The organism is Robiginitalea aestuariiviva (genome assembly GCF_029537735.1).
Classification (GTDB): Bacteria; Bacteroidota; Bacteroidia; order Flavobacteriales; family Flavobacteriaceae; genus Robiginitalea; species Robiginitalea aestuariiviva.
The window spans coordinates 456,850-478,456 of the sequence record NZ_JARPUQ010000001.1 but is presented as its reverse complement, the minus strand read 5'-3'; the positions used below and the strand labels follow the sequence as shown (position 1 = coordinate 478,456).

Below are 21,607 nucleotides of genomic sequence, written 5' to 3'. Positions count from 1 at the left end.
TCAAAAGGTTTCAAATAAGGGGTCAAAGGCGGTGGCCAGGGATTGGTCCTCCCGGGCAGCAGTCTTATCGATCAGGCGCATCAGGGCACCGGATTGGATCAGCTCCAGGCCCTTTTCGATATCTTCCGCAAAAACCCGGTCTTCTTCGGCAAAGGAAACATGCTTGCGCACCAGGGCGTGAGCCTGCTCTAATAACCATCCGGATTTCAGGGGCTTGCGGTATTCAAAGGCCTGTGCGGCCGTAAGGAGTTCTATCGCCAGGATTTTTTCTACGTTCCCGAGCACCTGCAGGGCTTTCCGCCCGCTAATGGACCCCATGCTTACATGGTCTTCCTGCCCCATGGAGGTGGGGATGCTGTCTGCACTGGCCGGAAAGCACAGGCTTTTATTTTCGCTGGCCAGGGCAGCCGAGGTGTACTGTAAGATCATATAGCCGGAATTCAGCCCGGTATCCTGCATCAGCAGGGTGGGCAGGCCGGTGTTATTCCCTTCCAGGGCCAGGTAGATGCGCCGGTCGGAAATGTTTCCGATTTCCGAGGCTGCCAGGCAAAGGTAGTCCAGGGCCATAGCCAGGGGTTGCCCGTGGAAATTCCCTCCGCTGATGGACAGGTCGCGGTCGATGATCACCGGGTTGTCCGTAACGGCGTTTAACTCTACCTCCAGGAGTTCCTTAAGGTGCAGCCAGGCATTGCGGGAGGCACCGTGTACCTGGGGGATACACCGCAGGGAATAGGGATCCTGCACGCGTTCGCAGTCAATATGGTCCTCCAGGATCTCGCTGCCCTGCAGCAGTTTCCGGATTCGGGATGCCACATGACGGGTGCCCTGGTAGGGCCTTAGGTCATGCAGGGCCTCATGGAAAGGCATCAGGGAGCCCTGCAGCCCCTCGATCATCATGGCGCCGATAATATCGGCCTGGGCCAGGCAGGCGTGCATTTTTTCCAGGGCGGCCACGGCATGGGCCGCGATAAACTGGGTGCCGTTAATCAAGGCCAGCCCCTCTTTGGGCCCAAGCTCCAGGGGTTTGATCCCATGCGCTTCCAGGACAGGCCCGGCCGGCACCTTTTTGTCATCCTGCCAGACATACCCCAACCCGATCAGGGGCAGGAACAGATGCGCCAGGGGCGCCAGGTCTCCGGAAGCCCCCACCGAGCCCTGGGAAGGCACCACTGGAGTGACGCCGGCATCCAGGTGCCAGAGGATGCGGTCCAGCGTTTGTTCCCGTACCCCGCTTCGCGCCTGGGCCAGGGCCTGTAGTTTCAAAACCAGCATCAAACGGGAAACTTCCGGAGTCAAAGGCGGGCCAACCCCAACACTATGGCTCTTCAGGATGTTGAATTGGAGTTGGGTAGTTTCATCGGGAGAAATACGGGTGGTACACAAGGGTCCGAAACCCGTATTGATGCCGTAAACGGCCTTGCCGCGGGCCACGATCTCCGATACGATTGCCTCACTCTGTTGAACCTTTTTTCGGGTTTGCGGATTGAGGAGGCCACGCATTTGGCCACGGGCCAGGGCCAGGGCTGTCCCGGCGGTGAGGTTGGCAGCCCCGAAGGCAAATTCCTGAAGGTTTTTTGGCATGGGAAAGGACAATGGTTACCTCAAAATTACCGAAAATCACTAATAATTATTGATGCGAAATAATCTATATTTGATAACTATGAGTTATCAAATTGAATTGCGGCATTTGCGCTATTTCATGGCCGTGGCCCAACACCTGAATTTTCATAAGGCGGCCAAATCCCTGGATATTTCCCAACCTGGCCTGAGCCGGCAGATTGCCCGTCTGGAATACCATCTGGGGACGCAACTCCTGAGGCGCAACCGCCGGGAGGTGAAGCTTACTGCGGCAGGTCGCCACCTGCTGGAACAGGTCCGTCCGCAGCTGAACCGCCTGGAACATATCTACGACCAGACCCGCGATATCGGGCAGGGGCTCTCCGGGGAGATCCGCATTGGTTTTCTGGGATCGGCTATGCAGGCGGTGATCCCCAATCTGTTGCTGGACCTACAACACGCCTTCCCCCAGTGGCACAGCAGCCTGGAGGAACTCTCCAACCCGGCCCAGGTGGAAGCCCTGCTGGAGGAGCGGCTGGATCTTGGATTTGTGCGGCTTTCCCAGCTTCCCACAGAACTGGCTGGCTGCCCGGTGGTCCGGGACACCTTTTCAGTAGTGGTTCCCGTTAACCACCCGGTGCTGGAAAAAGGCTTCCTGAATGTACGGCAGTTCGAATCGGAATCCTTTATCCTGTTCAGCCCGGAATACAGCCCGGACTACTACCGCACCGTGCTCAGCATTTGTGAGGATGCCGGGTTTCACCCCCGCGTATCCCACAAATCCGTGCACGCCCATACGATATTCAAATTGGTGGAAAGCGGGCTGGGGGTGGCCATCATCCCCTCCTCCCTCCGGCAGGGGTTTGATCTCTCCGTACGGTTTCTGGAACTGACCGAAATCCGTCAGCGTGCGGTACTATCGGCCGTATGGAAAAAAGGGGAGCACTCCAGGGCACTGGACTACTGTATCCGGAACCTGCAGGCCAAGGGGGTTTAATCCCCGAAAAGGAAAGGAAAAAGGGCGTGGCGGTAGTTCCAGGCATCCATGGCAAAAAGGCCCAGGAAGACCATGCAGACCACAAATTTCAGGAAAGTTCCCGTCAGAAAGCCGATAAAGGAACCCACCGCAGCGCGGAAGGCTTTTTTGCGGTCGGATTTATTCAGCAATTCCCCAACAATGGCACCCAAAAAGGGCCAGATCACAATCCCGGCGATACCCAGGACGGGGAAGAAAATAGCCACGACCAGGCCAATGGTCGTACCCACCATCCCGGCGCGACTGCCCCCGAATTTCCGGGTGCCCATGGCCGGAATCCAATAGTCCAGGCCGGTTATCAATAGGGCTACAGCCGCCGTGATGCCCAAAAACCACCAGTTGTCCGGCACGGCGCTGGTTAAGGCCAGTAGCAACAACCCCAGCCAACTAATGGGCGGGCCGGGCAGCACGGGAAGGAAACTGCCCGCCAGGCCCACGATCATGCAGGCCAGGCCAATAAGGAACAAAGCGATATCCATAATGTTGGCTTATCTGTCTTTGGGTAAAGATAGTTGTTACATGATTCTTTATTAACTAAATAATTAGTTTAAACTAAATATTTAGTTATATTAGCAAACAGAAAATCAGCTTATGAAGCAATTAACCAAAGCCGAGGAGGAGGTCATGCAGGTCTTGTGGGACCTGGATAAATCCAATGTAGCTGGGATTATCGGGCAATTGCCCGAACCGCGCCCCGCGTACAACACCGTTTCCACAATCGTCCGGATTCTTGAAGGAAAAGGCTTTGTGGACCACGAACAACAGGGCAAGGGGTACCTCTATTATCCCCTGGTCACCAAGGAAGAGTACAGCCATAAATCCCTCGAGAAATTCGTCGACGGATATTTCCAGGGATCGTATAAAAGCCTGGTTTCCTTCTTTATGAAAAAGGAGGATCTGAGCCTGAAGGAGCTGGAGAGTATCATGAAAGAGATTAAAAAGGAGAACCCATGACAACCTATATAATAGAAATGCTCGCCATCCAAATTATGGTCTTGGTTGGGTATAAGATTTACTTTGCGCGTACCACATACTTTGCCTGGAATCGCCTGTTTCTCTTATTGGGTTGTGCGCTTTCCCTGGTTCTTCCATGGGTTGATTGGAAACTGTCGGACCGCTATTTACAGGTGGTCCAGGGACCGATTAATACCCTTGCTTCCATTCGGGAATTAGGAGAATTGACGTTTACTGCCACGGAAAGTACGGGTCTTAGCCTTGGTTCACTTTTGTTGTGGATATGGGTTCTGGGCGGCTTAATTGCCCTCATACAGCTGGGCCGTAAATGTTTCCGCCTCTATCGCGTCCATCGCAATTCCAAGGTGGAAAATAAGCTGCGGTATGTCCTGGTAACCCTCCCTAACTCCCAGGAAGCCTTTTCTTTTATGAATCGGATTTTTATGGGGGATCAAATCTCCCCGAAGGCCCGAGGAAACATTCTTCAGCACGAAATGGCACATGTCAGTCATTGGCACAGTGCGGATATTCTTTTTCTTGCTGTAGTTCGCATGGTATTCTGGTTCAACCCCCTGCTTTGGGTATTTCAAAAGTACCTGGTAGAGATACACGAGTATCAAGCGGATGCAAAGACGGTAAAATCTAACCCATCAGCGTATTATCACCAACTGATCAGCCAGGTATTCGGGGTGGAAGAACTCCCCCTTTCCCATAGCTTTTTCACACAAAACCTAATCAAAAAACGTATTGACATGTTACAAAAGAAAAAAAGTTCAAGCCTTCAAAAATGGTCTTATCTGATGCTTATTCCTTTTTGCGGAATACTTTGTTTGGTGAGTTCCTGCCTCGGTGAATCCCAGGAATTCCCGGATGATCCACAAGGGATAAAGCTCCAGGCCAACCCCAATGTCAAATCCGTACCTTTTGGCATGGTCGAAGTGGCCCCGGTCTATCCCGGATGTGAGGATGCAGAAGACCCCGCCGCCTGCTTTAACGCCAAGTTGCAAGAGCATATCCGGAAAAACTTCAGGTACCCCGAGGAAGCCATGGAAAATGGGTTACAGGGTAGGGTGGCCGTTATGTTTACCATCGGCACCGATGGCTCGGTAATCGACATCCGCCAGAAAGGACCGGATCCCATTTTGGAAGCGGAAACAGAGCGCATTATTTCAAGACTCCCCAAAATGGTTTCCCCGGGTATGAGCAACGGCGAACCGGTTAATGTTCCTTACTCCATTCCCATTGTCTTTAAACTGCAGTAAGGATTGACCAATAGAATTGTTTCTCGGTTTGCGGTCTGCTGTGCTTTGGTACTGCTACAACAGTCCCATGGACAGAATTCAGTTACTGCAGATAGTTTATTCGCGGTTGGTGATTACGATAAAGCCATATCAGCGTATTCCATATGCCCGTCTGCCCGTTCTGAATTACGAATTGCTCAAGCCCTGGCTGCCATGGGTAAGGAAATGCAAGCAATAGATCATTATCGCCAATTCTGTGAAAAATATCCTACCAGAAATGTCGCCCGCTATGAATGGGCAAAGCTTTTGTACCGTTCTAAACGGTTGAAAGAAGCCAGAGAACAAATTAACATACTAGTTTCTACGCATCCGGAGCATTCAGAGTTTCAATATTACGATGGCCTTTTGGCCAACAATTTGGGGCAGACAGAAAAGGCGATTTCCATTTGGAGGAACACTGTTTCTCGCGATTCTGCACATCTCCGGACTTTGCTTCAACTGGGTTTGGCATACCTGAAACGAAACCAGCCGGATTCTGCAATTTTTTATAGCGAAATGGGAATCCATTCTTTTCCGCATCACATAGGCTTAAAGAGTTTGAGAGCACAAGCGTTATTTAACCGAGACAGTTTTCGCGAAGCCGTGGTGGGATTAAAGTCTTTGATTGATGCAGGGGAAGACAAGGCATATGTTTGGGATAAACTCGGGCACTCGTATTTAGTCCTCACACAACCGGATAGCGCAAGAATTGCTTTTAAGAATTTATTGGAATTTGATGGGCGCGAGGGTGATGCATATTTTGGATTGGCTCGGAGCTACCACCAAGAACGTAAAATCGATAGTGCCAAAAATTTTTATCACTTGTCCATTTTGGCCAAATCCCCTAATCTCTCGAATGAATATGAGGCTTTGGCACGAATAGCTCAGGAGGGTCAGGATTTCGAGGAAGCGTTGTCTTATTATCGCCTTCTTTTAAAGGAAACCGGCGATAATATCAGAGTTGAATATCAGATTTGTGCTTGTTTGGATAAGACTTCCGAAACCCCGCAAAAAATATTTGCCTGTTATGATCGCTTTCTAGACAAATATGGCAATTATGAGAATTATTTTACCGCCACTGCCAGACGTAGGCTAGATCAATTACGTCAGGAGGCTGATTTGGATTGACCAGTTGTTGAAGATAGGAGCAAACGGCAATTGTGCGCATATGGTTTGCGTGTATTGATGGGGTCCCCTAAAATTATCGTAATTTTCGGACGTCAGCAGTGACCGGACGAATGAGATCAGCAACAGGGATTTTATGGTGTATTTTGGTGGGGTTATGTACCTCCTGCGAGTGGTTTACCTCCTGGGACACCCTGACCCGCCAGATGGTTTCGGAAAAGGTTGAAGGCATTAACTGGAACCAGGTAGACCAGTTTCCGCTTTTTGATGCTTGTGATGAATCCGAACCCCGGGAAGTGCAATTGCAATGTTTTGAAAACACCCTGGTGCTCCACCTGAATATGACCCTGCAGGATTTTCAATTCCGCAGCCCGGAGGCTTTACGGGATACCCTGTTTATCGACTTTGTAATCGACAACCAGGGGGTGGTTTCCATTTTGTCCATGGACCAAAACGCCACAGTGGTCCGGGAAAATCCCCAGTTTGAAGGGATTGTTTCCCGAAGCCTGAAGAGCCTGCCGCGCCTGCAGCCCGCTACCAAGCAGGGTATTCCCGTGGCTACCCAATACCGTCTGCCCTTAATCCTGAATACGGATGAATAAAGAGATGCTGCAGGATAAGATCATATTGGGGATCGACCCCGGGACAACCATTATGGGCTTCGGGATCATCCGCGTAGTGGGCAAGCGCATGGAATTCGTGCAAATGAATGAGCTCCTGTTGGGCCGGTATCAGGACCCCTACACCAAGCTCAAACTGATTTTTGACCGGACCGTGGAACTGATCGACACCTACCATCCGGATGAGGTGGCCATTGAAGCCCCCTTTTATGGGAAGAATGTCCAATCCATGCTGAAGCTCGGCAGGGCCCAGGGGGTGGCTATGGCCGCGGCCCTTTCCCGACAGGTCCCCATCACCGAGTACCTGCCCAAGAAGATCAAGATGGCCATAACCGGAAATGGGAATGCCAGCAAGGAGCAGGTGGCCCGGATGCTGCAATCCACCCTGGGGCTTAAATCCCTTCCCAAAAACCTGGACAGTACCGATGGCCTGGCGGCTGCCGTATGCCATTTCTACAACCAGGGCAACCCGGTTGGCGGTAAGTCCTACTCCGGGTGGGAGTCTTTTGTGCGGCAGAATTCGGACCGGACCAAGGGGTAATCGTACCGGATAAACCTTTGTTTCCCACCTTGCGGGATCCCCCCTTCCCTCCCCCCCAGCGACAAGCTACAACCCCAGCCTGAAAAAAACGAGCACCGCTGTTTGCCCTATTCCCCCTACCTTTGCCATGCCGCGCATTGAGGCGGCAATTGAACCCCCCGGCATGAGCGGCATCTACCTCCATATCCCCTTTTGCAAACAGGCCTGCCACTACTGTGATTTTCATTTTTCCACCACCCAAAAGCACCGGGCGGAGGTGCTGGCAGCCATGTGCCTGGAGCTGGAGCAGCGTGCCGGAGAGGCCCACGGGCAGGAAATCCAAACGGTTTACTTCGGGGGTGGTACCCCTTCCCTTTTAACCCCGGAAGAGATAAAGGTATTCCTGGAAACCATCCATCGTTTTTATTCCGTGGCACCTGGGGCGGAAGTTACCCTGGAGGCTAACCCCGACGACCTGGACCTTCAGCGCATTGAAAGCTTGGCTGCCGGACCTGTGAACCGCCTGAGTATTGGAATCCAGAGCTTCCGGGAAAAAGAACTGCAATGGATGAACCGCGCCCACACTACGCCGCAGGCGGTGGCCTGCCTGGAGGCAGTGCGCAGCCGGTTCGAGAATTATTCCATCGACCTGATTTACGGCCTGCCGGGAAGCACCCCCGGGCAGTGGAAGGAGACTCTGGAAAAAGCCCTGGGGTTTGAACCGCCCCATATCTCTGCCTATGCCCTTACCGTGGAGCCGGGTACCGCCCTGGGCGCCATGGTGGCCAAAGGCCGGAGTCCCGATGTGGATGATACCCGGGCCGAAGAAGATTTCCGCCACCTGGCCGACACCCTGGAAGGGGCAGGGTATGTACATTACGAAACCTCCAACTTTGGCAAGCCCGGATTTTTTTCCCGGAACAACACCGCCTATTGGCAGGGGAAGGCCTATCTGGGAATTGGCCCCTCCGCCCACTCCTATGATGGAAAAAACCGGCGCTGGAATGTAGCCCACAACCTGAAATACCTCAAGGCCCTGCAGGAGGGAACCCCCTACTGGGAAAGTGAAGCGCTATCGGTACGGGACCGGTACAACGAGGCCATCATGACCGGGTTGCGTACGGTGTGGGGCGTGTCCCTTTCGGGCATCTCCCAGGCCTTTGGCCCCGCCTATCTGGACTACCTCCTGGGGCAGGCCCAGCCCTACCTGGACAGCCATTTGCTGTTCCGGGACGGAGATGCCCTGTTCACTTCCCGCAAAGGCAAATTTCTGGCCGATGGAATTGCCAGTGATTTATTTATGGTTAATTTGAAATAACCCAAACCCCACTGCCTATGAATTTGGAATTTACCTTTGAGGGCACTGCCTACCGCGCGGATGCGAATGGGGCCGTGGATTGTTCCCTGCCTATTTGCAATAACGGACTAACGGCCTGGGGCATTGGTCCTGCGCGCATTTCTCCCTACCAGGATGGGGATTTTATCGGCAGCGTGGCCGCAGGGGCTTCGGTAAATTTCCGGGATATCAATTTTAATCCCCATGCCCATGGAACCCATACGGAATGCTTGGGCCACATTACCCCGGAAAATGAAACCGTTCTGGATGTACCGCCGGCCCCCTGGTGCATGGCCAGGGTATTGACCCTTGAGCCCAGGGGGGAAGGAGAACATTACTTCATAGCTCGTGCAGACCTGGAGAAAGCCCTGGAGCCAGGACCGCTCCCTGCCCTGGTATTGCGGACGGGCACCGAGGCATCCCGAATGGCCGTGAAAGACTGGTCCGGGGCCGGGGCGCCCTTTCTGGAAGCTGTAGCGGCTGCCTATCTTGCCCAGCGCGGGGTTACCCACCTCCTCATTGACCTGCCCTCGGTAGATCCGGAATCGGATGGGGGCGCCCTGGCGGCACATAAGGCCTTCTGGGGGCTTCCCGGGGAACCGAGGCGGGATGCCACTATAACGGAATTCATCTCCGTGCCGGATGCCTTACCGGATGGATGGTATTTGCTTAATCTACAAATGGCACCCTTCCAGAATGACGCCTGCCCCAGCCGCCCCTTGCTTTTTCCGCTTGTGGAAGTCCGCTAGGGGAGGAGAATCCCGGATATTTCAAAAAGCAATGTACCTTTAAGCGGCTGTAGTCAACCAAAAAAGAATTTAGGAACCATGCTGGAATTGTTTACCGGAAGCGTACTCGGTGCCGTGCTTATGTACGGCATGTACACCTTCTTTTCACGGAAAAGGAGCCGATCGGTAACCCTGAAGCAGTCCTCGGTTTTGCTGGAGAAAATCCGTGCCGTTTCCAAACTCATTTCAGTGGAAGGGGATTTTGCGGAAATTTACCGGTACGAAAACCAGAAGGACCACTTTGGCAGGCTATTCAGCACCAAGAAAAAGGCGCTTATCGTGATCAAGGCCCGCGCGCATGTGGGCTATGACTTTAAGAAGCTTGTGGTTGTTGCAAACCCGGACCGAAAGACGGTGGTCCTGAAGGAGTTTCCGCAACCGGAGGTGCTGTCGGTAGAACCGGAGCTGGAATTCTACGACATCCGTAACGGGATTTTCAATCCTTTTACCCCGGACGACCTTACCGCACTGAACCGGGAAGCCAAGGAACACATCCGGGAAAAAATCCCGGAGAGCGGGCTCATGGAGGCAGCCCGGAAGGAGGCCCTGGAAGCCATTCTGGTTATGGAGTCCATTGTGGGCACCATTGGCTGGAAACTCGACTATGAAGCCCTGAAACTGGATGTGCCCCTACGCGCCCTGGAAGGTTCAGGGGAGGCATCCCCATTCAATAAACCCAATCCGTAATGAAAACAAATTTTTTTCTCGCCGCGCTGGCCCTGCTCTGTTGGGTGGCCCCGGCCCAATCTCAAAGTGAAACATCTATGAATAATTTTGACCCGTCCTTTGCCCACACCGTTTATTTCTGGCTGCACAACCCTGAAAGTGCCCAGGATCGGCAGGCCTTTGAAAAGGCGCTCAAGACCTTTTTGTCCCGCAGTCAGTATGCCAAGACCCTTTTTATCGGGACGCCCCCCTCGGCTACAAGGGATGTGGTGGATGGCTCTTTTACCTATAGCCTGATCGTGAGCTTTGAATCTGCCGAAGCCCAGGCGGCGTACCAGTCTGAGCAGCCCCACCTGGATTTTATCGCCGAGGCAGAACACCTCTGGAAAAAGGTGATTGTCTACGACTCCATTGGCCTGGATGCCGGGGAGTAAGACGCTGCCCTGTGGATATTGAGGCCTTTCGGGAATATTGTTTGAAAAAGAAGGGGGTAACCGAGGGGTTTCCTTTCGATCAGTATACCCTTGTTTTTAAGGTGATGGGAAAAATGTTCGCCATTGCCCCTCTGGAGCGCATACCCCCGCAGGCCAACCTAAAGGCAGCCCCGGAGGATATCCCCGAATTGCGGGAGCAATACGAGGGGCGTATCCTGCCGGGATACCATATGAGCAAGTCCCATTGGAATACGGTGCTCATTGAACAATTGCCGGAAGCCTTCCTGCGCAAGCTCATCGACGATTCCTATAACCTGATTGTGGCCTCCCTGCCTAAAAAGGTAAGGGCCGAACTGGAAGGGTTACCCGAGTAGGGTGTGCCTGCCGCGGCTGGGGATGAATCCGGGTGATAGGGGAATGCAGTTGCTGCACCTATCTTGCCGCTACAGGGGGGAGGTGGGCAATTTTTATTTCCCACAACGCCTTGAGCCTGCAAAGACCTATCACCCCGAAATTTTTTGTATTTCCGGGATAGCTATAGCCCCTACAGGTTGCGGGCATGCAGGTCGTGAAAGCGGGCGGCCTGCAGGCGCATCAGGGATTCGGCCTTCTGCTTTTTGTAGGCGTAAACGGCTTCTTCCTCCGCTATTTCCGCATAGATCTTTTCATTGAGTACCCGGTCGGTGTCGGCCAGTTTAAAGCGCTGGTCCACCTTTTGTTGTACCCAGGATTGCACGGCCGTTTCCTCGTCCTCCAGTTTCATGTCGTATGGCCCTTTGGGGGTCATCAGCTTCACCAGTATAGGTGCGGTTTCCACAGCCAGGAATAACAGGAAGATAAAAAAGGAAGGGAACCAGGGCAATGTGCCCAGGGCATCGATGCGGGCCATAAGGCCGTCAAAACGGTCAATGACGGGCTGGCTTTCCGTTACGGCCGTGGTGTACCCTGCTTCCAGATCGGCAATTTCGGCCTCAACACCGGCTATCTTGGTCTGGTTTTCGGTGCGCAAGGCCTGTAATTCGGCCAGGGAAGCATCGTGTTTTTCGCGTTTTTCCTTGTAGACCGGGCCCTTGCCCAACAGCAGAGTGCCTTCCCGTCCTTCAGCTTCGGCAATATAGGTGTCGTACAGGGCATCAGTTGTGGCTTGCTTGTCGGCAATCTCCTGTTTCAGGGCCGTGATTTCCGCCTGCTTTTCCGCAATGGCCGGGTTGAATTGTTCGGCAAGTTGGGTCTGGTTGTCCAGGGTAAGCTGGTTTTTACGCTCCAGCAGGACCTGGTCGATTTCCTTTTCAAAAATTTTAAGTTCCAGGGGTTTGGAAATCACAACGGCAATGATCACTGCCAGAAAGATTCGTGGGGCCGCCTGCAGCAATTCGCGTCCAAATCCATCCCGCTTGCGCATGGTGGAGACAATGTACCGGTCCAGATTAAAAATCAGGAGCCCCCATACAAGGCCAAACCCCAGGGCAGCCCAAAGGTTGTCAAAGACGGTAAAGAGGGCATAGCCGGCAGCCAGAAATGCCATTAATGCGGTAAAGAATACCGTGGCCCCAATGCCGGCGTACTTGTTTTGTTCCCCGGAGCTGCAGGATTCCAGCAAATCCCGGTCTGCCCCTGAACAGAGGATGAAAAAGCGGCGTATCATAATAGCGTTCGTTTTTGATGTACCTATTAGAACGCAGCCTTTGGGGAATTGTTACGTGACCCTGTCGGTAATTTTGGGGTTATGCGCCTTTGGTAGCCAATTCTGTGTAGTGCTGGTAAAACAACGGGATGGTTTCTATGCCTTTCAGGTAATTGAATAGGCCGTAATGTTCGTTGGGGGAGTGGATGGCATCGCTGTCCAGGCCAAAGCCCATCAGGATGGTCTTGCTCTCCAGTTCTTTCTCGAACAGGGCTACAATCGGGATGCTGCCGCCGCCCCTTTGCGGAACCGGGATTTTTCCAAAGGTGGTTTCATAGGCTTTGCTGGCCGCCTGGTACCCGATGTGGTCTATAGGCGTCACATACGCCTGCCCGCCATGGTGGGGTGTCACCTTTACCCGAACGCCTGCAGGGGCAATGCGCTCAAAATGCTCCGTAAACAACCGGGTGATCTCATGCCAGTCCTGGTCCGGGACCAGGCGCATCGAAATCTTGGCGTGGGCCTGGCTGGGGATAACGGTTTTGGCCCCTTCGCCAATGTATCCGCCCCAGATGCCGTTCACATCCAGGGTGGGCCGGATGGCGTTGCGCTCGTTGGTGGTATATCCCTTTTCCCCATACACCGCATCAATGTTAAGGGCATCCTTGTATTCCTGTAGGTCAAAAGGGGCTTCGGCCATGAGCTGGCGTTCTTCGGCAGTGAGTTCCTGCACCCTGTCGTAGAATCCGGGGATGGTGATGTGGTTGTTTTCGTCGTGCAGGGAGGCAATCATTTTGGCCAGGATGTTGATAGGGTTGGCCACCGCCCCACCGTAAAGCCCGGAGTGGAGGTCCCGGTTAGGGCCGGTTACGGTTACCTCTACGTAACTGAGTCCGCGCAGGCCTGTTGTGATGGAAGGGACGTCCCGCCCGATCATACCCGTATCCGAAATCAGGATCACGTCATTGGCCAGTTTTTCGCGGTTTTCGCGCACAAAGGCGGAAAGGCTGGTACTGCCCACCTCTTCTTCCCCCTCGATCATAAATTTGACGTTGCAGGGCAGGGCGTTGTTGCGAACCATATATTCCAGGGCCTTTACATGCATAAAAAACTGCCCTTTGTCGTCGGCCGCCCCCCTGGCAAAAATGGCGCCCTCAGGATGTAAGGCGGTTTTCCGGATCTCGGGTTCAAAGGGGGCCGTATCCCAGAGCTCCATGGGGTCCGGGGGTTGTACGTCATAGTGGCCGTAGACCAATACGGTAGGCAGGTGGTCCCCCATACGCTTTTCCCCGTACACAATGGGGTATCCTTCAGTTTCACACACCTCAACCTGGTCGCAACCCGCTTCCCGCAAGGCTTTCGCCACGGCCTGGGCCGTGTCCAGTACATCCTGGCTGTATGCGGAATCCGCACTTACGGAAGGATGGCGCAGCAGGGCCATAAGTTCCTGGATAAAACGGTCTCGATGGGTCTGAATATAGTCCGAAATGGAAGTCATGGGGTCTTTATTTAATGATCCTACTAAGGTACGAAAGCGGTGTAATTTTGGAAAATACTTGGAGGCTGTATTGCGAATTCCGCTATATTTGCAGTCCTTTTGCAGGCGTGGTGGAATTGGTAGACACGCTAGATTTAGGATCTAGTGCCGCGAGGTGTGTGGGTTCGAGTCCCTCCGCCTGCACTTCGGCTTCAGGCCTCCTTCGGGAGGCCTTTTTTTATCCCCAATTGGGGTGGCTTTGCGTTTTTCATGTGCTTACAGAAAACGCGATAGGTTTCTGCCTGCGGGGAACGGGGACTAACCCCTGGGGAGGAATGGGAGTATAGGGAATTCACCTGCGATGTCCTTTGGCGAAAAACAGGAAATATTTGGAAGGGGTTCAAATAAAATGTTAAATTGACATTTGAAAAGTTCCCTAACCAACCTAGCTCATGAAATCCAAAAACTCGCTCCCAGGCTTTGTGCGATCACAACGCCTGATGGATTCCAAGGACCTGCAAATTTCCCAATTGTTTTACCAGACCGAAACTTTTAAACTGGTGCAACGTTTTGGGGATTCCATGTCCATGATGTTCAAACTCATCATCAGCCTGCTGGTGGTGTGTTGCCTCCTCATTACGCTGATTATTGCCCTTTTGCTGCAACTGACCTGATTCCGGGTTCGGAATTGTGTGATTCCCTGTCGTGTCAAACCCGGAATTGGGGCAAATCCCTTATGGCTACTGGTGTAGGAGCGCCGGCGGGTATAATTCCCTTGTATAGTGGGGTTTTAAAGATGCTCCGTGCATTTTGATTCGATTTACGGAATCGATTGCAAAAAATGCCCTGAAGTCCGGGAATTGTTTTTTTTCTATGACCTCGAGGTGTATCTTTAACACCTAATGGCACAGTGCCCAAGCCTGACGGAATGTCTTTTATAACCGACCATTTCTTATTGGAAAATGCATTTGCGGAGCGTCTTTACCATGAGTATGCCGCAGATTTGCCCATTCTGGATTACCACAACCACCTGGATCCCGAGCAGGTGGCTACAGACCATCGTTTTGAAAATCTGAGCCAGGCCTGGCTGGAAGGGGACCATTATAAATGGCGGGCCATGCGTACGCTGGGGGTACCGGAAGCCTTTATTACAGGGAATGCCCCGGACCGGGAGAAGTTTCGAAAGTGGGCTGCCTGTGTTCCGCAAACCATACGCAACCCGCTCTTCCACTGGACCCACCTGGAACTGCTGCGGTATTTTGACTGGGATGGTATGCTGAATGCGGACCATGCAGATGAGGTCTATGCCCTGGCAAGTGATAAGCTGGCTGGCGCTGGTTTCGGAGCCCAGGGCCTATTGCAACAGATGAAGGTCGAAGTCGTCTGTACTACGGACGACCCGGCAGACTCCCTGCAGTGGCATGAAAAAGCCCGGGCGGATGGCATAGCGCCCCGGATGTTGCCTGCCTTCAGGCCGGACCTGGCCTATACTCCTGCCCCCCCGGAGACCTACAATGCTTACCTGGACCGGCTGGAAGCAGCCAGCGGGGTACAAATAAAAACCTATTCAGACCTCTTGCAGGCCCTGGAAATGCGCATGGATGCATTCCAGGCCCTTGGGTGCCGTCTGAGTGATCATGGGCTGGAGCATTTGCCCATGCCGGGGCCAGACGCCACCAATCCGGAGGCCGTATTCCTGAAGTTGCGCCAGGGGGGGCGTGTTTCCCCTGAAGCCTGGGAAAGCCTGCAATATGGTTTGTTGCTGGAGCTTTGCAGGTCCTATCACCGCAGGGGGTGGGTGCAGCAATTTCACCTGGGCGCCCTGCGCAATGCCAGCAGCAGGCTACTGGATCAGCTTGGGCCCAACACCGGTTTCGATTCTATCGGGGATTTTTCACAGGCGCGCAGGCTTGCGGCCTTTCTGGATACCCTGGACCAGTCCGACCAACTGACCAAAACAGTACTGTATACCCTGAATCCTGCCTGGAACGAGGTATTTGCCACCATGGCGGGGAACTTTAATGATGGCAGTAGCCGCGGGAAAGTACAGTTCGGCTCCGGGTGGTGGTTCAACGACCAGTTGGACGGTATGCGGCAGCAGATGGAGGCTTTGTCCCAAATGGGGCTCATCAGCACTTTTGTAGGCATGCTAACGGATTCCAGGAGCCTCCTTTCCTTTCCCCGTCATGAGTACTTCCGCCGGCTGGTCTGCCAGCTTTTCGGGGAGGATATACAGCGCGGGCTCCTGCCCACAGACCTGGATCATATCGGCGGGATTGTACAGGATATCTGCTACGGCAATGCCTTATCTTATTTCGAATTTAAAGACCATATAAGCCCATGAAGAAAATAGTCACCTTTGGCGAGATCATGCTCCGGTTATCCCCGCCAGGGTTCCTCCGCTTTTCCCAGGCCAACCATTTTGACGTGGTGTACGGGGGAGGCGAATCGAATGTGGCCGTGTCCCTGGCCAATTACGGGCTGCCCGTGGACTTTGTGACCCGCCTGCCCGACAATGACCTGGGGCAATGTGCCCGTATGGAATTGCGCAAACGGGGTGTAGGTACGGACCAGATTATTTTCGGGGGCGACCGGCTCGGGATTTATTTCCTGGAAACCGGGGCCGTTAGCCGCGGCAGCAAGGTGGTTTACGACCGGGCCCATTCGGCCATGGCCGAAATCGGCCCGGGTATGGTAGATTGGGAGGCCGTATTTGCCGATGCCCAGTGGTTCCACTGGACCGGGATTACCCCGGCCATTTCCCAGGGTGCGGCAGATGCCTGTCTGGAAGCGGTACAAGTGGCCAGCCGCATGGGGATTACCATTTCCACCGACCTGAACTACCGGGCCAAACTCTGGAAGTACGGGGTGGCGTCCGAAGGGATCATGTCCGAACTCACAGCCTATTGCGATATCATCCTGGGGAATGAAGAAGATGCCGAAAAACATTTCGGGATCAAACCCGAAGGCCTGGATGTGACCCGGCACGGGGATGCGGTGCAGGCGGAGGCCTTCCGCAGTGTCTGCACCCAGATGATGGCTCGTTTTCCCAAGGCTAAAAAAGTGATCACCACCCTGCGCGGTTCCCTCTCGGCCTCACACAACACCTGGGCCGGGGTGCTCTACGACGGGGAGACCCTGTACAGCTCACGCCAGTATCAGATTACGCATATTGTAGACCGTGTGGGCGGCGGGGACTCCTTTATGGGGGGGCTCATTTATGGCCTGCTCACCTACCCGGGCAACGACCAGAAGGCTTTGGACTTTGCCGTGGCCGCCTCCTGCCTGAAGCATACCATTGTAGGCGATGCCAACCTGGTCACGGTGGCGGAGGTGGAAAAACTCATGGGAGGCGATGCTTCCGGGCGCGTGGTCCGTTAAATTTAAACTTCGAATTATGGCACGATTTACACGATTGGAAGTGGCGCAAAAAATGGAAGCGACCGGCCTGGTGCCCCTCTTCTACCACCCGGACGCCGAACTGTGCAAACAGGTGGTTGCCGCCTGTTACCGAGGCGGGGCCCGGCTGCTGGAATTTACGGCCCGGGGAGACTTTGCCCATGAGGTATATGCCCAGCTCAGCCGTTTTGTAGCCGCAGAACTCCCCGAAATGGCCCTGGGCGTAGGCTCCATCACCGATGCCGCCGCCGCCTCCCATTATATGCGCATGGGCGCCGACTTTGTAGTTACCCCATCCCTCAGGGAAGATATTGCCCTGGTTTGCAACCGCAGGAAAGTGCTCTGGTCCGCCGGGTGCGGTTCTGTGACCGAAATTAACCGGGCCGAGGAACTGGGGTGCGAAATCATCAAATTGTTTCCTGGAGATGTTTACGGCCCGGGCTTTGTCAAGGCGGTTAAAGGCCCTCAGCCCTGGACCAGTATTATGCCCACGGGCGGGGTGAGTACCGACCCCGATAACCTGAAGGCCTGGTTTGGCGCCGGGGTGAGTTGCGTGGGGATGGGCTCCAAACTCATTACGGCCTCCCTGCTGCAGGCCGGGGATTTTGCCTCCCTTGAGGAACAGGTACGTCAAACCCTGCAAACCATCAGGCAAATCCGGGCTTAGGGTATGAGATGGGTCATCGCCTTCCTCGGGATACTTCTATTGGTCGGGTGCCGGCCCCAGGCAGAGGTGCGGTTTGTGCGCCTGGCCCATAGCCTGGATGTGACCCATTCCGTTCACCAGGCCATGATGCGTATGGGGGAAGACCTGGAAAAGCTTTCCGAGGGGCGGATGCGCCTGGAGATTTATCCCAACCAGCAGTTGGGCAGCGAACGGGAAATTCTGGAATTGCTGCAAATAGGGACCCTGGACATGACCAAGGTTTCCGTGGCAACGCTCGAAAATTTTGCGCCCAAAACCCGCATCCTGGGCCTGCCCTACCTCTTCCGGAACCGGGGGCATGCCTTTGCCGTTCTGGATGGATCCATTGGGCAGGAATTGCTGGACGATGGCCTTAAATACTGGCTGAAGGGGCTGGGATTTTACGATGCCGGTTACCGCAGCTTCTATACCATGGCCCGTCCCGTTACCCATCCGGACGATCTGAAAGGTTTGAAGGTCCGGGTGATGGAAAGTGTTACGGCCATCAATATGATCCGGAGTATGGGGGGGTCTCCCACCCCGATTTCCTGGGGCGAATTGTATACGGCCCTGCAACAGGGCGTGGTGGACGCGGCGGAAAACAACCCGCCCAGTTTCTACCTGGCCCGCCACTACGAAGTGTGTAAATACTATGCTCTGGACGAACATACCTTTTCCCCGGATGTACTTATTGCGGGCACGCAATTCTGGGATACCCTGAGCACCGAAGAACAATCCTGGCTGCGCCAGGCCGCGCAGGAATCGATCGCCTACCAGCGGGAGCTCTGGGCCCTGGCCGAAGCCGAGGCCCTGGCCGCTGTCCGCAAGGCGGGGGTGGAGGTATCCCGCCCGGACAAGGCCCCGTTTCGGGAGATGTCACAAGAGGCCTATGCCCTGTATGAGGCCGATACCACCCTGAACCGTCTGATCCGTCAAATCCAAGCAACCCCTGACCCATGAAAACCCGCCAGACCGTAAACCAGATTTTGGGATGGACCCTGGTGGTGCTGATGACCGCCATGGTACTGAACGTGCTTTGGCAGGTGTTCAGCCGCTATGTGCTGGGGGCCCCGAGCTCTTTTACGGACGAACTGGCCCGCTACCTGATGATCTGGCTGGGGGTGCTGGGGGCGGCCTATGTCTCGGGCCAACGTATGCACGTGGCCATCGATGTGATCCCCAACCGCCTTTCCCCCTCCCGCCAGCGTCGCCTTGGATTTTTGGTGAATCTGGTGATTATCCTGTTCTGTTTCTTCGGGCTGATCATAGGGGGCTCTCGCCTGGTATATGTTACCTGGGTGCTGGATCAGTTTTCCCCAGCTCTGGGCCTGCCCCTGGCAGTGGTCTACCTGGTACTGCCTTTAAGCGGCCTGCTGATTATCTATTACAAAACCCTGGACCTTTTATCGCCCTGACCTATGGAATACATCCCATTACTGGTTCTGATCCTGAGTTTTGTTGGCCTGCTGGCCATTGGGACCCCCGTGGCCTGGAGCATTGCCATCTCCGCCACGCTCACCATGTTGGTTAGCCTCCCGGCCCTCCCGGCCCTCACTACGGTGGCCCAGCGCATGGCGGCAGGGCTGGATAGTTTTGCCCTGCTGGCCATTCCCTTTTTTGTGCTCTCCGGGGAGCTGATGAACCAAGGGGGGATTGCGCGCCGGCTGATCGCCTTTGCCAAGACCCTGGTGGGCGCCCTGCCCGGGGGGCTGGCCCTGATCAACATCATATCCGCCATGCTGATGGGGGCCATTGCGGGTTCTGCCCTGGCTTCCGCCTCGGCCATGGGAACCATGCTGGGACCGGAAATGGAAAAGCAGGGGTACGACCGGGGTTTTGGGGCGGCTGTTAACATTACCTCGGCCACCACGGGCCTGGTTATCCCCCCGAGTAATATCCTGATTGTCTATTCCCTGGCCAGCGGGGGTGCTTCCATTGCCGCCCTCTTTTTGGCCGGGTATATCCCCGGTATCCTGACAGGCCTGCTGCTGATGACCGTGGCGGCCATATGGGCGCGGCGCAAGGGTTACGGGGTAGGACGCCGGTACGGCATCCGGGAAGTCTTCCGCACCTTTGTGGATGCGGTGCCCAGCCTTTTTCTGCTGATACTGGTGATCGGCGGCATAGTAGCCGGGATTTTCACGGCCACCGAGGCCTCTGCCATTGCCGTATTGTACAGCCTGGTTTTGGGGATCATCTACCGGGAAATCGACTTAGGCAAGCTCCGCCATATTATCCTTGGGTCTTCGTCTACCACGGCCATTGTGATGCTGCTGATCGGGGCGTCCATGTCTATGTCCTGGGTGCTGTCCTACGAGCACATTCCCCAGGAGATCAGCGAAGGGCTGCTGGGCATGACCGATAACAAGATCGCCATCCTGCTCATGATAAACCTGATCCTGTTGCTGGTGGGTATTTTCATGGATATGACACCGGCGGTTCTGATTTTTACCCCTATCTTTTTACCTGTGGTAACCAAACTGGGGATCGATCCGGTACATTTCGGCATCATCATGATCCTGAACCTCTGCATTGGGCTGTGTACCCCGCCTGTGGGTTCCGTGCTTTTTGTAGGCGTGGGCATTGCCCGGACCAGTATAGAGAAAGTGGTCCGGCCGCTGCTGCCGCTTTTTGTGGCCATGATCGCCGCCCTGTTCCTGGTGACCTATATCCCGCAGCTCAGCCTCTGGCTGCCATCGCTGTTTGACCTGTGACCAATACCAAACCCATGATAACAAATCGATATTTTAGTTGTGCAGCCGCGGCTCTTCTGTTGCTGGGGCTGGCCTGCGCCCCTGGCCCCGAAACGGATACGCCATGGCAACCCCTGTTTAACGGCACAGACCTGAACGGATGGGAGCAATTGGGCGGAGAGGCCCGCTATGCAGTGGAAGACGGTGCCATTGTAGGGCGTACCGTGCACCAGACCCCGAACTCCTTCCTGGCCACCCAGGCCCGGTATGGCGACTTTATCCTGGAGCTGGAATACCGGGTAGATACCACCATGAATTCCGGGATCCAGATCCGCAGCAACAGCTTTCCCTATTACCAGAACGGCCGGGTACACGGCTATCAGGTAGAGATTGACCCCTCGGCCAGGGCCTGGAGCGCGGGCATCTATGACGAAGGCCGCAGGGGGTGGCTGGTGCCCCTGGACGGTAATCCGGAAGCACAGCAGGCGTTCCGCCGCGATGGCTGGAACCATTACCGCATCGAGGCCATAGGGGATACCCTTAAAACCTGGATCAACCAGGTGCCGGCCGCCCACCTGATCGACGACAAGACCGGGGAAGGGTTTATCGCCCTGCAGGTGCATAGTATTGGCAAAGACCAGCAGGCGGGTACCGAAATCCGCTGGCGCAACCTGCGCATCCTCACCGACAGCCTGCAGCAATATACCCAGGACATGCCCCTGGAGCCCATAACCACCCTGAACCGTCTGACCGCAGCCGAGCAGGATGGTGGGTGGCAGCTCCTTTGGGACGGGGCTACGGCTAAGGGTTGGAGGGGTGCGCGCCTGGACAGCTTTCCTGCAACCGGATGGAATATGGAAAACGGCATCCTTACCGTGCTGGCCTCGGGCGGGGCCGAAGCCGCGGCAGGTGGCGACATTGTAACCGAAGAAACCTTCGGGGATTTTGAGATGCACGTCGATTTCCGGATTACCGAAGGCGCCAATAGCGGGATCAAATACTATGTGGATACCGAGCTTAACCAAGGTGAGGGATCGGCTATCGGGCTGGAATACCAGATCCTGGACGACGCCCGCCACCCGGATGCCAAACTCGGCAACCACGAGGGCAGCCGCACCCTGGCTTCCCTCTACGACCTGATTGCCGCTGCCCCGGATAAGCCGGTTGCGCCTATCGGGCAATGGAACACCGCCTACATCCGGTCCGAGAACGGCCATGTGGAACATTGGCTCAACGGCGCCAGGGTACTGGAATACCAGCGGGGCAGTGAGGCCTACCGCCAATTGGTGGCAGAAAGTAAATATAAAGTCTGGCCGGCCTTCGGGGAAGCCCCGCGCGGGCATATCCTTTTGCAGGACCACGGAGACCGGGTGCAATTCCGGAACATTAAAATCAAACCCCTAAACGAATAGG

23 protein-coding genes and 1 tRNA gene are annotated in these 21,607 nt (G+C 54.8%); 20 read left to right on the top strand and 4 right to left on the bottom strand.

The genetic code is table 11. The features are described from left to right. Window positions 1-1,581, bottom strand: a complete 1,581-nt coding sequence (gene hutH / locus OZ410_RS02175) for a histidine ammonia-lyase (protein WP_277706265.1) — start codon at window positions 1,579-1,581, stop codon at window positions 1-3. Window positions 1,582-1,660: 79 nt separating this feature from the next. Between hutH and OZ410_RS02170 the strand changes: the two genes are divergently transcribed. Beyond that, window positions 1,661-2,554: a LysR family transcriptional regulator gene (locus tag OZ410_RS02170; protein ID WP_277706264.1), complete on the top strand. Its 894-nt coding sequence runs from the start codon at window positions 1,661-1,663 to the stop codon at window positions 2,552-2,554. Here the strand turns inward: OZ410_RS02170 and OZ410_RS02165 are convergent. Next, on the bottom strand, window positions 2,551-3,072 hold the full coding sequence (locus OZ410_RS02165; RefSeq protein ID WP_277706263.1) for a DUF456 domain-containing protein: 522 nt from the start codon (window positions 3,070-3,072) through the stop codon (window positions 2,551-2,553). The two genes, OZ410_RS02170 and OZ410_RS02165, sit on opposite strands and share 4 nt — an antisense overlap. 112 nt (window positions 3,073-3,184) lie before the next feature. Here OZ410_RS02165 and OZ410_RS02160 point away from each other — a divergent pair, with 112 nt between their 5' ends. The 10 genes from OZ410_RS02160 to OZ410_RS02115 all read left to right on the top strand — a co-directional run bounded on the left by OZ410_RS02160 (window position 3,185) and on the right by OZ410_RS02115 (window position 10,690). After that, window positions 3,185-3,547: a BlaI/MecI/CopY family transcriptional regulator gene (locus OZ410_RS02160; protein ID WP_277706262.1), complete on the top strand. Its 363-nt coding sequence runs from the start codon at window positions 3,185-3,187 to the stop codon at window positions 3,545-3,547. Further along, window positions 3,544-4,809, top strand: coding sequence for a M56 family metallopeptidase (locus OZ410_RS02155; RefSeq protein ID WP_277706261.1), 1,266 nt, complete (start codon window positions 3,544-3,546; stop codon window positions 4,807-4,809). Before OZ410_RS02160 ends, OZ410_RS02155 begins: the two co-directional genes overlap by 4 nt. 3 nt (window positions 4,810-4,812) lie before the next feature. Beyond that, on the top strand, window positions 4,813-5,955 hold the full coding sequence (locus tag OZ410_RS02150) for a tetratricopeptide repeat protein (RefSeq protein ID WP_277706260.1): 1,143 nt from the start codon (window positions 4,813-4,815) through the stop codon (window positions 5,953-5,955). Window positions 5,956-6,065: 110 nt separating this feature from the next. Continuing rightward, complete coding sequence (locus OZ410_RS02145; protein WP_277706259.1) at window positions 6,066-6,554, top strand: hypothetical protein; 489 nt, start codon at window positions 6,066-6,068, stop codon at window positions 6,552-6,554. 4 nt (window positions 6,555-6,558) lie between these two features. After that, on the top strand, window positions 6,559-7,113 hold the full coding sequence (ruvC, locus tag OZ410_RS02140) for a crossover junction endodeoxyribonuclease RuvC (RefSeq protein WP_277707162.1): 555 nt from the start codon (window positions 6,559-6,561) through the stop codon (window positions 7,111-7,113). 163 nt (window positions 7,114-7,276) lie between these two features. Further along, window positions 7,277-8,410, top strand: coding sequence for a radical SAM family heme chaperone HemW (gene hemW / locus OZ410_RS02135; RefSeq protein ID WP_277706258.1), 1,134 nt, complete (start codon window positions 7,277-7,279; stop codon window positions 8,408-8,410). Window positions 8,411-8,427: 17 nt separating this feature from the next. Continuing rightward, the gene (locus tag OZ410_RS02130; RefSeq protein ID WP_277706257.1) at window positions 8,428-9,177 is read left to right on the top strand and encodes a cyclase family protein; all 750 of its coding nucleotides are present in this window, start codon (window positions 8,428-8,430) and stop codon (window positions 9,175-9,177) included. A 78-nt stretch (window positions 9,178-9,255) separates the two neighbouring features. After that, window positions 9,256-9,903 (top strand): DUF4230 domain-containing protein, encoded by a 648-nt coding sequence (locus tag OZ410_RS02125; RefSeq protein ID WP_277706256.1) that lies wholly within the window; start codon window positions 9,256-9,258, stop codon window positions 9,901-9,903. Then, window positions 9,903-10,316: a Dabb family protein gene (locus OZ410_RS02120; protein ID WP_277706255.1), complete on the top strand. Its 414-nt coding sequence runs from the start codon at window positions 9,903-9,905 to the stop codon at window positions 10,314-10,316. Before OZ410_RS02125 ends, OZ410_RS02120 begins: the two co-directional genes overlap by 1 nt. Window positions 10,317-10,327: 11 nt before the next feature. Beyond that, a complete protein-coding gene (locus OZ410_RS02115; RefSeq protein WP_277706254.1) occupies window positions 10,328-10,690 on the top strand; it encodes an MmcQ/YjbR family DNA-binding protein in 363 nt (120 codons plus the stop codon). A 170-nt stretch (window positions 10,691-10,860) separates the two neighbouring features. Here OZ410_RS02115 and OZ410_RS02110 read toward each other — a convergent pair whose 3' ends face one another. Together OZ410_RS02110 and OZ410_RS02105 are read right to left on the bottom strand one after the other, a co-directional pair. Continuing rightward, a complete protein-coding gene (locus tag OZ410_RS02110; RefSeq protein WP_277706253.1) occupies window positions 10,861-11,961 on the bottom strand; it encodes a DUF4407 domain-containing protein in 1,101 nt (366 codons plus the stop codon). Between the two features lie 79 nt (window positions 11,962-12,040). Beyond that, on the bottom strand, window positions 12,041-13,438 hold the full coding sequence (locus tag OZ410_RS02105; RefSeq protein ID WP_277706252.1) for a dipeptidase: 1,398 nt from the start codon (window positions 13,436-13,438) through the stop codon (window positions 12,041-12,043). A 101-nt stretch (window positions 13,439-13,539) separates the two neighbouring features. Here OZ410_RS02105 and OZ410_RS02100 point away from each other — a divergent pair. From OZ410_RS02100 to OZ410_RS02060, 9 genes are all read left to right on the top strand, one after another. Then, window positions 13,540-13,621, top strand: a tRNA-Leu gene (locus OZ410_RS02100). A 248-nt stretch (window positions 13,622-13,869) separates the two neighbouring features. Beyond that, window positions 13,870-14,091: a hypothetical protein gene (locus OZ410_RS02095; RefSeq protein ID WP_277706251.1), complete on the top strand. Its 222-nt coding sequence runs from the start codon at window positions 13,870-13,872 to the stop codon at window positions 14,089-14,091. 254 nt (window positions 14,092-14,345) lie between these two features. Beyond that, window positions 14,346-15,761, top strand: coding sequence for a glucuronate isomerase (gene uxaC / locus OZ410_RS02090; protein ID WP_277706250.1), 1,416 nt, complete (start codon window positions 14,346-14,348; stop codon window positions 15,759-15,761). After that, window positions 15,758-16,798: a sugar kinase gene (locus OZ410_RS02085; protein WP_277706249.1), complete on the top strand. Its 1,041-nt coding sequence runs from the start codon at window positions 15,758-15,760 to the stop codon at window positions 16,796-16,798. Before uxaC ends, OZ410_RS02085 begins: the two co-directional genes overlap by 4 nt. A gap of 16 nt (window positions 16,799-16,814) precedes the next feature. Then, a complete protein-coding gene (locus OZ410_RS02080; protein WP_277706248.1) occupies window positions 16,815-17,483 on the top strand; it encodes a bifunctional 4-hydroxy-2-oxoglutarate aldolase/2-dehydro-3-deoxy-phosphogluconate aldolase in 669 nt (222 codons plus the stop codon). A 3-nt stretch (window positions 17,484-17,486) separates the two neighbouring features. Then, window positions 17,487-18,461 (top strand): TRAP transporter substrate-binding protein, encoded by a 975-nt coding sequence (locus tag OZ410_RS02075; RefSeq protein ID WP_277706247.1) that lies wholly within the window; start codon window positions 17,487-17,489, stop codon window positions 18,459-18,461. Further along, window positions 18,458-18,916 (top strand): TRAP transporter small permease, encoded by a 459-nt coding sequence (locus OZ410_RS02070; protein ID WP_277706246.1) that lies wholly within the window; start codon window positions 18,458-18,460, stop codon window positions 18,914-18,916. Before OZ410_RS02075 ends, OZ410_RS02070 begins: the two co-directional genes overlap by 4 nt. Before the next feature lie 3 nt (window positions 18,917-18,919). Next, window positions 18,920-20,215, top strand: a complete 1,296-nt coding sequence (locus OZ410_RS02065) for a TRAP transporter large permease (RefSeq protein WP_277706245.1) — start codon at window positions 18,920-18,922, stop codon at window positions 20,213-20,215. 14 nt (window positions 20,216-20,229) lie between these two features. Continuing rightward, window positions 20,230-21,606: a 3-keto-disaccharide hydrolase gene (locus OZ410_RS02060; RefSeq protein ID WP_277706244.1), complete on the top strand. Its 1,377-nt coding sequence runs from the start codon at window positions 20,230-20,232 to the stop codon at window positions 21,604-21,606. Window position 21,607: the final 1 nt, after the last annotated feature.

Excerpts from the sequence above, each read along its gene's own strand:
- hutH (WP_277706265.1), bottom strand. The coding sequence starts at position 1,581 with ATGCCAAAAAACCTTCAGGAATTTGCCTTCGGGGCTGCCAACCTCACC.
- OZ410_RS02170 (WP_277706264.1), top strand. The coding sequence starts at position 1,661 with ATGAGTTATCAAATTGAATTGCGGCATTTGCGCTATTTCATGGCCGTG.
- OZ410_RS02165 (WP_277706263.1), bottom strand. The coding sequence starts at position 3,072 with ATGGATATCGCTTTGTTCCTTATTGGCCTGGCCTGCATGATCGTGGGC.
- OZ410_RS02160 (WP_277706262.1), top strand. The coding sequence starts at position 3,185 with ATGAAGCAATTAACCAAAGCCGAGGAGGAGGTCATGCAGGTCTTGTGG.
- OZ410_RS02155 (WP_277706261.1), top strand. The coding sequence starts at position 3,544 with ATGACAACCTATATAATAGAAATGCTCGCCATCCAAATTATGGTCTTG.
- OZ410_RS02145 (WP_277706259.1), top strand. The coding sequence starts at position 6,066 with ATGAGATCAGCAACAGGGATTTTATGGTGTATTTTGGTGGGGTTATGT.
- ruvC (WP_277707162.1), top strand. The coding sequence starts at position 6,559 with ATGCTGCAGGATAAGATCATATTGGGGATCGACCCCGGGACAACCATT.
- hemW (WP_277706258.1), top strand. The coding sequence starts at position 7,277 with ATGAGCGGCATCTACCTCCATATCCCCTTTTGCAAACAGGCCTGCCAC.
- OZ410_RS02130 (WP_277706257.1), top strand. The coding sequence starts at position 8,428 with ATGAATTTGGAATTTACCTTTGAGGGCACTGCCTACCGCGCGGATGCG.
- OZ410_RS02125 (WP_277706256.1), top strand. The coding sequence starts at position 9,256 with ATGCTGGAATTGTTTACCGGAAGCGTACTCGGTGCCGTGCTTATGTAC.
- OZ410_RS02120 (WP_277706255.1), top strand. The coding sequence starts at position 9,903 with ATGAAAACAAATTTTTTTCTCGCCGCGCTGGCCCTGCTCTGTTGGGTG.
- OZ410_RS02110 (WP_277706253.1), bottom strand. The coding sequence starts at position 11,961 with ATGATACGCCGCTTTTTCATCCTCTGTTCAGGGGCAGACCGGGATTTG.
- OZ410_RS02105 (WP_277706252.1), bottom strand. The coding sequence starts at position 13,438 with ATGACTTCCATTTCGGACTATATTCAGACCCATCGAGACCGTTTTATC.
- OZ410_RS02095 (WP_277706251.1), top strand. The coding sequence starts at position 13,870 with ATGAAATCCAAAAACTCGCTCCCAGGCTTTGTGCGATCACAACGCCTG.
- uxaC (WP_277706250.1), top strand. The coding sequence starts at position 14,346 with ATGTCTTTTATAACCGACCATTTCTTATTGGAAAATGCATTTGCGGAG.
- OZ410_RS02085 (WP_277706249.1), top strand. The coding sequence starts at position 15,758 with ATGAAGAAAATAGTCACCTTTGGCGAGATCATGCTCCGGTTATCCCCG.
- OZ410_RS02080 (WP_277706248.1), top strand. The coding sequence starts at position 16,815 with ATGGCACGATTTACACGATTGGAAGTGGCGCAAAAAATGGAAGCGACC.
- OZ410_RS02075 (WP_277706247.1), top strand. The coding sequence starts at position 17,487 with ATGAGATGGGTCATCGCCTTCCTCGGGATACTTCTATTGGTCGGGTGC.
- OZ410_RS02070 (WP_277706246.1), top strand. The coding sequence starts at position 18,458 with ATGAAAACCCGCCAGACCGTAAACCAGATTTTGGGATGGACCCTGGTG.
- OZ410_RS02065 (WP_277706245.1), top strand. The coding sequence starts at position 18,920 with ATGGAATACATCCCATTACTGGTTCTGATCCTGAGTTTTGTTGGCCTG.
- OZ410_RS02060 (WP_277706244.1), top strand. The coding sequence starts at position 20,230 with ATGATAACAAATCGATATTTTAGTTGTGCAGCCGCGGCTCTTCTGTTG.